Origin of the sequence: Pedosphaera parvula Ellin514 (genome assembly GCF_000172555.1) — a bacterium.
Lineage (GTDB): Bacteria > Verrucomicrobiota > Verrucomicrobiia > Limisphaerales > Pedosphaeraceae > Pedosphaera.
Window position 1 is genome coordinate 1 of the sequence record NZ_ABOX02000094.1, and the last position, 8,251, is coordinate 8,251.

At 52.2% G+C, this 8,251-nt stretch carries 6 protein-coding genes; 5 read left to right on the plus strand and 1 reads right to left on the minus strand.

Features of this window, described 5'->3' with window-relative positions; genetic code table 11:
- Window positions 1–100 precede the first annotated feature (100 nt).
- The 3 genes from CFLAV_RS31290 (at window position 101) to CFLAV_RS31300 (ending at window position 3,710) form a co-directional block, all read left to right on the plus strand.
- Window positions 101–2,548, plus strand: coding sequence for an alpha-2-macroglobulin family protein (locus tag CFLAV_RS31290; protein WP_202796986.1), 2,448 nt, complete (start codon window positions 101–103; stop codon window positions 2,546–2,548).
- A gap of 125 nt (window positions 2,549–2,673) precedes the next feature.
- On the plus strand, window positions 2,674–3,114 hold the full coding sequence (locus CFLAV_RS31295) for a hypothetical protein (RefSeq protein ID WP_007418961.1): 441 nt from the start codon (window positions 2,674–2,676) through the stop codon (window positions 3,112–3,114).
- A gap of 143 nt (window positions 3,115–3,257) precedes the next feature.
- A complete protein-coding gene (locus CFLAV_RS31300) occupies window positions 3,258–3,710 on the plus strand; it encodes a DUF5069 domain-containing protein (protein ID WP_007418962.1) in 453 nt (150 codons plus the stop codon).
- Window positions 3,711–3,804: 94 nt separating this feature from the next.
- On the opposite strand, the gene CFLAV_RS31305 is transcribed toward CFLAV_RS31300, so the two are convergent.
- On the minus strand, window positions 3,805–5,625 hold the full coding sequence (locus tag CFLAV_RS31305; protein ID WP_007418963.1) for a GreA/GreB family elongation factor: 1,821 nt from the start codon (window positions 5,623–5,625) through the stop codon (window positions 3,805–3,807).
- A gap of 25 nt (window positions 5,626–5,650) precedes the next feature.
- Here CFLAV_RS31305 and rsmB point away from each other — a divergent pair, with 25 nt between their 5' ends.
- Window positions 5,651–6,985 (plus strand): 16S rRNA (cytosine(967)-C(5))-methyltransferase RsmB, encoded by a 1,335-nt coding sequence (gene rsmB / locus CFLAV_RS31310; protein WP_007418964.1) that lies wholly within the window; start codon window positions 5,651–5,653, stop codon window positions 6,983–6,985.
- Between the two features lie 585 nt (window positions 6,986–7,570).
- On the plus strand, window positions 7,571–8,251 hold a 681-nt coding region (locus tag CFLAV_RS31320; RefSeq protein WP_007418965.1), incomplete at its 3' end, for a lectin-like domain-containing protein.

Below are 8,251 nucleotides of genomic sequence, written 5' to 3' on the forward strand. Positions count from 1 at the left end.
ATTTTGGGGGCACGGGAGGAGCCCCACGCGGAGGGAAACCGCAGTTGCGCCTGCGCCGGTCATCTTGCCACAAGCGAGTCTTGGGATGGAGGGCAGATCCTTGAATAGAACTCGAGGAGCCGCCAGTTTGATGAAGCTGGCAGACAATGGCATTGCCGATGCCAGCGTTCTCTCGGCCGGAAAATCAGACATGGTTGCGGCACCGGGACGGGAAAGCAAACCGCTAGTAGATTTGAGCAAAGTGACGGCGCGAAAGAATCTGAACGAAACAGCATTCTTCTTTCCGCAATTAACATCCGATAGCAACGGCGTGGTGCGGATGGTATTCACCATGCCGGAGGCGTTGACGCAGTGGAAGTTCATGGGTTTTGCGCATGACAAGGAAATGCGTTCCGGATTCCTGGAAGGCAAGACTGTTACGGCGAAGGATTTAATGGTGCAACCGAATGCACCACGGTTCCTGCGCGAAGGCGATGTGCTGGAGTTCTCGGTCAAGGTTCTGAACCAAACCACAAACCGGCAAGCTGGAAAGGTGCGGCTCACGTTCAATCAGGCTTTGAATGATAAATCCGCCGATCAGTTGTTGGGAAATACCAAACCTGAACTGGACTTTGATATTCCGGCCAAGGAATCGCGCAGCTATTCGTGGCGGATCAAGGTGCCGGATGACATTGGATTCCTGAGTTACAAAGCGGTGGGTTCGACCGGAACCGTGTCGGATGGCGAGGAAGGATATCTGCCGGTATTGTCACGACGCATCCTGGTGACGGAATCACTGCCATTACCGATTCGCGGGCCGGCGACAAAGAAGTTTGATTTCGCGAAGCTCGAGAAGTCAGGCAGTTCGGATACGTTGCGGCATCAGAGTCTCACCGTGCAGATGGTTTCCAATCCATCGTGGTATGCGGTAATGGCGTTGCCCTATTTGATGGAGTTCCCGCATGAATGCTCGGAGCAAACGTTCAATCGCTTCTACGCGAATGCACTCGCGCGAAACATTGCCAATTCTGATCCCAGGATTCGCCGGGTGTTCGATCAATGGAAAGGGACGCCGGCATTGGAGAGTCCGCTGGAAAAAAATCAGGATTTGAAAAGCGTCAGCATCGAGGAGACGCCGTGGCTTCGGCAGGCGGAATCCGAAAGCCAGGCGCGCAGGAATGTGGGAATATTGTTCGATGAGAATCGGCTGAACGATGAAACAGCTTCGGTTCTTCAGAAATTGCAGCAGATGCAGTTGTCGGATGGTTTGTGGCCATGGTTCCCAGGCGGCAGAGGCGATGAATATATCACGCTCTATATCACCACCGGATTCGGACGTTTGCGGCATCTGGGATTGGATGTGAATACCGGTGTTGCTGTTCGCTCGCTAAATCGGCTGGATGGCTGGATCGACGAACAGTATCGCGAAATTCTGAAGCACGATCATCCCAATGACAACCATCTGAGTACCACCGTGGCATTTTACCTTTATGGACGGAGTTTCTTCTTAAAGGACCGGCCTGTTAATGCCGTGCATCAGGAGGCGGTGAATTACTTCCTGGGCCAGGCGCGCAAATACTGGCTGGAGATGGGGAATCGGCAGTCGCAAGGACATCTGGCGATTGCGCTGCTGCGGTTCGGTGATAACAAAACGCCGAAGGACATTATGAAATCCATCAAGGAACATTCGGTGAGCAATGAAGAGATGGGAATGTTCTGGCGGGACACGGAACTTTCATGGTGGTGGTATCGTGCGCCGATTGAGACGCAGGCATTAATGATCGAGGCATTCGATGAAGTGATGCAGGACGCCAAGACGGTCGAGGATTGCAAGGTCTGGCTCTTGAAACAGAAGCAGACGGAGGATTGGAAAACGACCAAGGCGACGGCCGATGCCGTGTATGCGTTGTTGTTGCGCGGAACCAACCTGCTCGCGTCCGATGCGCTGGTGGAAGTGTCCCTCGGAGGCAAGACCATCAAGCCGGAAAAGGTGGAGGCGGGCACTGGCTTTTATGAACAGAAGTTTGCAGGCGCGGAGGTGAAGCCGAAAATGGGTGAGATCGTGGTGAAGAAGATAGATACAGGTGTCGCGTGGGGCAGCGTGCATTGGCAATATCTGGAAGACATCTCCAAGGTAACGCCTCATGAAGGGACGCCCTTAAAGTTGAACAAAACGCTGTTCGTAAAACGAAACACGGCAAGAGGCCCGGTGCTTGAGCCATTGAAAGGTGGCGTGAATGTCGGCGATGAATTGGTGGTGCGAATCGAACTGCGCACGGACCGCGACATGGAATATGTGCACATGAAAGACCAGCGCGGTAGCGGGTTGGAGCCAGTGAACGTGTTATCGCAATACAAGTATCAGGATGGACTGGCTTATTACGAATCGACGCGCGACACCGCGAGCCATTTCTTCATCGATTACCTGCCGAAAGGAGTTTATGTCTTTGAATATTCCACACGCGTGGCGCAAAGAGGGCAATATCAAAGCGGCATTGCGGAGATACAGTGCATGTATGCCCCGGAGTTTAACAGCCATTCGCAGAGTTATGGGATTACGGTGAAATGAATCAGGATTGTTTTTTGCAAATTAAAAATCCATTCCGCTCGATTTAGAATCAACACGCTCCAAGGAGCAGACGCGCCTTGATAAGTTGAGATTTAATTTATACGATCTCAAGGTATCAAGTTGTTATGGAGAAAATCCTTTCACGAATCAATCTGGCAGGTTGGGTGTACAGTCTCTTAGCTTCGATTGGTTATGTTATTGTCTACCCTCCTGGACCCACCTTGGCTTCGATGCTCTCAGCAAAACTTAATCTTGGAATCAAAGCGAGTGGGGTCTTTCTGGCCTTCATGATGTGTAAGCAGATTCGTCAGGTGTTGGTATGGCCGCTTGTTTGTATAAGCCTCTTGACACTGGGGAAATTTTATTTAAACACGATTGTTTTTGTCCACATGGTCCCGAAAGGTTTTACGTTTGGTCAGTCCTGTGCGGATTGGTGGCACATGAACGCTGCCAAACCACCCTCAGCAGTCGGGATTATCTTGCCTGGGTTGTTCACCATAATTTCCTTGGTATTCTGGTCAGCGTACGGTTTGTTGACGTTGCGGCCGGTAGAGAAGAGAGGATGAATGCATTCTCCTCGGTCCGCTAAATGACGGATCACCAGTGGGCCTTGCATTCTGAAGGTTTGGGTGCATTTTAGCGTGCAATCCAGAAATCCTTTGAATCTGGAAAGCGAAACAAACGAAACCAAACTATCAGAAAGAATATTATGGCTCTAAATAACGCACCTGATTTAACCCAACGTCCTCCGCGTAGCGCGCGTGTGCGCCTCGGCGGTTATGTGATTCTGCCTCGCATGCTGGACAAAGGGCGTGCTGCGATCGCCAAAAAGAATGGCGAGTACAATTATGCCTGCCCGATGGATGAACGTCTTCTGGACTTTGTCGGCATAGACGCCAAGGCCTTGCATAAGCAACTGGCGGCCGGAAAGGGTGATGTAGAAATTCTCGAGTGGATCAACAAAAACGCGAAGTTTAAACGGACTCTGGTCGAGGTTCACGTTTGGTCAAGCCTGGCTGAACAACGAGTGCCAACGGACGTGGAAACACGCGAATTCTTTAATGGATTGCATGCGAAGGTCGCGCCCAAACGCGAAGACATCGCGACCTGGTTCGATTTGCTGGATGTGGATGACTACGCCTCCTTTGGCGGCAAGGTCTAAGCAACAGTTTAATTTCTTCAAATAAAAATCCCTTCTCCAGCGTGGCCGGAGAAGGGATTTAAATTTTGTGGCTGCCGAGGCGACAGCGAAGGGACTATGCAGTCTTGTATGGAGTGATTTCGTCGATGCGGAAGCGTCTCTTTTGTCCATCCATCTCGTAATCGACTTCTTCACCCGGTTTACGATTCAATAAGGACTGGGCCAGAGGCGCCAGATAGCTGATGACATTTTTTTCAGGGTCAGAATCCCACGCACCGAGTATGTTGAAGTGCTCAATGTGGCTGCTATTGAGGTCGGTTACTTTTACAATGGTGCCAATGCTGACAGCATCTGTCTTGGGGTTCAGATAATCAGTGCCACGCGCACGGACGAGTTCGCTTTCCAATTCCGCCTTGCGACGCATGAGGATCTTCTGCATTTCCTTGGCCGCTTTGTATTCGTGATTTTCACGCAAATCGCCGTAACTGCGGGCGATGGCAATTTCCTTGGAATTGGCAGGAATTTTCTTTTGCACCAATTCAGCGTATTCGTTCTTGCGGCGTTCGAGGCTGTCCCAGGAAACGATCAAGCCGGCGTCCTGCTTTGTGGCTTCGCCGGAAATCAGCGATTGAATGGCCGGGTAGCTCTTGACGATGCGAGCCAGCAGCGAGCGTTTGTCCATGTCATCAAAACAAGGAGAAAGCTGCAGCGCGCGGGTCAAGTCCTTGATGACTTCGAGGTCGGCGGACCCGATCAACTCAACCAGGAGCTGCTGGTCATCGAGAATATAATCGCGCAGGCGGTTGGAACGTTTTTCGTTGAACTGATCGCGTTCCATCGCACTGAGCATGGCGCGGAAAACTTCGGGTCCGAGAATATCAGCGAAGGCATCGGAACGTTCCTTGGCGAGCCAGAGGAGCAATTCGCTGCTGGCGGAATGCTGGCTGATCAAGCGGGCGAGGGTCTCCTTGAGGAGATCCATCTTGCCTTCATGAATCAGGAGATTCGCGCATTCCTTACATAGCTTGGCCGGAACGGTATTTAGCGTATTGCGAAGAATATCGGCCCAATCGTCTGGATGCGCTTCCTTGAAGGATTCGAGCGTGCGACGATGTTTGATGGCGGGTACCTGTTCGAGCAGCGGTCCCAGTCTGAATTCCTGAGCCCAAATGGATTTATCAGTGAGCTCATTTTCGGCCGGGGACAGACCAGCGCCGTGGCGAATTTCATCACGGACAAAGATCGCTTCCAAGGCCACGGCTGGTTGCGTGCGTTGATGAGTGCCGATTTCGACATTGAGAGCCGCAATGACTTCGGCGGCGGCAGCCTGCTTGTCTGCCAGGTCGGCCATGTTCTTGAGCACTTCACCGGCGACCACGATGCGGTTCTTCAGACCTTTGGCGGCACGAAACTCGGCGAGGAGACGGTCTTGAAGGGTGACTTCCTTGACCTGGTAAACGATAGGTTCACTTTTTTTCAGAGGTACCTGGAAGTGGCCATCCTTCTTCAGTTCCTTTTTGGCGGCTTCCCACCATTTTTTCCAATCGTCCTTAATGACGTCTGGAACAAGTGCCTGCTGGATTTGATCGGGGGTCGCCTTGCCGCCGTAGCTGGTCAGGACAACCTTGATCAGGTCGAGATGATGCAGAGCCGCCATCTGGCGGAGGCCTTCGAGGTCGGAAATCTTACGCGCAAGAATGTGATCCTTGGCGATGGGTTTTAGAGACTCCGCAGCAAAAGCCAAATCCATGGTATGACCGGCTTTACCTTGGAAATCAATTATGAACCGGGCGAACACGGTATCCACCGTGGTGATCTTCCCGAGTCCCCAACTGCGATGCATGCAATAACCACTCGTCGTAAGCTGAACCAGGGGTTCGACCTGATGCTTCTCCAGCTTGCCCGCCGCAACCATTTTTTCAAACTCATCTCTCATATAGTCAGCTTATTTCTCGCGTCCGATGAAAACAATGTCATTATTAAGCGTCGTGAGCGAACAAAAACCAAGACAAATTGCCGTGCGCGTCCTTACGGAGCGCCTGAGCCAGGAAGAATATACCGAAAACCTGCTTGAAATCGAGCTTTCGCGAGCGCGTCTTTCGGCCCCGGATCGTGGGCTTTGCCAGGAACTAGTATATGGCATTGTTCGCTGGCAGGAAACCTTGAATTGGTTGATTGATCGCAAGACCGAGGGGCGCAGGCAGAAGCCGGAGATGCAAGTGCTTCTGCAATTAGGCCTGTATCAAATGTTTTGGTTGGATCGCATCCCTAACCACGCTGCTGTGCACGAAACCGTGGAAATCGCCAAAGAACTTGGTTTTGTTGCGCAGTCCGGGTTTGTGAATGCGGTGTTGCGCGGTTATTTGCGGGAACGCGTGGAAACCGAAAAACTGTTGGAGGAGGTAAAGATTGCGCAGCCGCAGATCGGCTATTCCCATCCTGAATGGGTCTATCAACGCTGGCTGGAGCGCTATGGGGCGGAGCATACGGCCAAGCTGATGGAATGGAACAACACTCCGGCCAGGACGTATGCGCGTATCAATACCTTGAAGGCGGATGCGGCCAAAGTGACGGCGCAATGGGAAACCGAAGGGGTAAAATTCATTCCCCGCCAGTACGATTGGATTGAGGACGGGTTGATTTTTGAGCTCGAATCGCACCCCCCGCTGGCCGGATTGAAGAGTTTTAAAGACGGATTTTTTTACATCCAGGACCCAAGCACGTTGCTGTCCGTTCGTGAATTGGATGTGAAGGCCGCTCATTCCGTGTTGGATTTATGCGCTGCCCCGGGCGGCAAGACGACGATGATCGCGCAACAAATGCAAAATCGAGGACAGATTGTTGCGCAGGATATCAGTGACGATCGGTTGGCCTTGTTAAGGGAAAACTATGTGCGATTGGGCGTGACATGCGTGGTGGCATCCATAGCGCCAAACGCAGTCATCGCCAATCCGGCACAACGCTTTGATCGCGTGCTCATCGATGCGCCGTGTTCCAATACCGGTGTGATGCGGCGACGGGTGGACTTGCGCTGGCGCATTCAGCCCGAAGAAGTCGAGCGATTGCGCGAAACCCAGTTGGAATTGCTGCGAAGGGCTGCACCACGATTAAAACCAAATGGGATCATGGTTTACAGCACCTGCAGCCTTGAACCTGAGGAAAATAGCCAGGTAGTTCAACAGTTTTTAAGCGAGAATCCAGATTTCGAATTAAAAAGCGAACGGCAATTAACACCATTTGGTAATGACGTCGATGGGGCATACACAGCCAAACTGATTAGAGTCCGTCGTCAGTAATCCGTTGTATCTTGACAGATTTGGCGTTGGCCGACGGTATCGATATTTACGTGAGCTTGGTATGTTGTCCTCAACGAACTGAACATGTTCAACCTGGTCTCAGCGAACTCGTCTGGATACTTATATCGGTTTTCATCGTAGGCGATCCCGCACTAACCAGGATACTTCCATGAAGAGATACCAGTGTCTTGCTTAATCACTGGGGCCATATTCTGGATGGTTACACTTATGATTGGATGGATCACCCGGACCTGCGCAGGAGCATTACGCCAGGCTTTGGGCCAGCCACCAATGGACAAATCTCCCCGCGCACCGCGACCATCTGGAGGATTTGGTCCGCCAGGCCAGCCCGTTCACAACGCATGCGAAAAACTCACCCTTATTTGCCAAAACATGAGTTACTGATCACAAGCAGCGATTATTTCCTTGTTAAACGCGAGTAACTCAGGTTTATAATCAGCATAACACACACAGCGAGTTACTTGATAACCAGTCGGGCGGTTGTTCGTCTCGGAATCCTTTGCGGGATCGAAACATTCAACCTCCACAGATATTAACAGAAACAGAGCAACCAAAATAAATAATATGCGAAGGAACATCCACACACTAATTGGGCTGGGCCTGATATGGGCCGGCTCGGCGCCGGCGGCGTCCGTTTTATTTGACTTCAACAGTGACCCCACGGCTGGAGGCCTCGCGACTATTTATGGAGCGAGTACGTCATGGGTACCCAGTGATGGCGCGGGATATTCCACCAACGCGAGCGACGGGTATTTGCAGATCACGCCTGCACACAACAGCCAGACGGGTGCAATCGTGTTCTCAGACTTTGATAACGGCCAGATTGTTGGAGGGTTCCACATGGAGGCCGATGTGCGGATTGGCAATGGCACAGGCGGAACCACGCCAGCCGACGGCTTTTGCATCGCCTTCGCACGCGAAAATGATCCAGCGCTTGCCAACCCCGCCGATTCGACAAAATACGCTCTCGACAGCGGCAATGCCCAAGGACCGGAGGAAGGTACCACGACCGGCATAGCGGTCGGATTCGACGCGTATGCAAACGGCGGTACAGACATCCGAGGTATCGACCTGCGGGTGGATGGCGCGCTTACCGTCTTTCCGATGCCGACGCTTAACGGATCAGTCACCGACACGACCTCGATCCAGACCGGGCCAAACGATGGAACCGGTTCGCCAGACACGCTGGGTTGGGCGCATTTGGTTGTGGATTTGTCCACCAGCGGCACTTTGAACGTTTATTAC

Coding starts and splice junctions, on each gene's coding strand:
- CFLAV_RS31305 (WP_007418963.1), bottom strand. CDS start 5,625: ATGAGAGATGAGTTTGAAAAAATGGTTGCGGCGGGCAAGCTGGAGAAG.
- CFLAV_RS31295 (WP_007418961.1), top strand. CDS start 2,674: ATGGAGAAAATCCTTTCACGAATCAATCTGGCAGGTTGGGTGTACAGT.
- rsmB (WP_007418964.1), top strand. CDS start 5,651: ATGAAAACAATGTCATTATTAAGCGTCGTGAGCGAACAAAAACCAAGA.
- CFLAV_RS31300 (WP_007418962.1), top strand. CDS start 3,258: ATGGCTCTAAATAACGCACCTGATTTAACCCAACGTCCTCCGCGTAGC.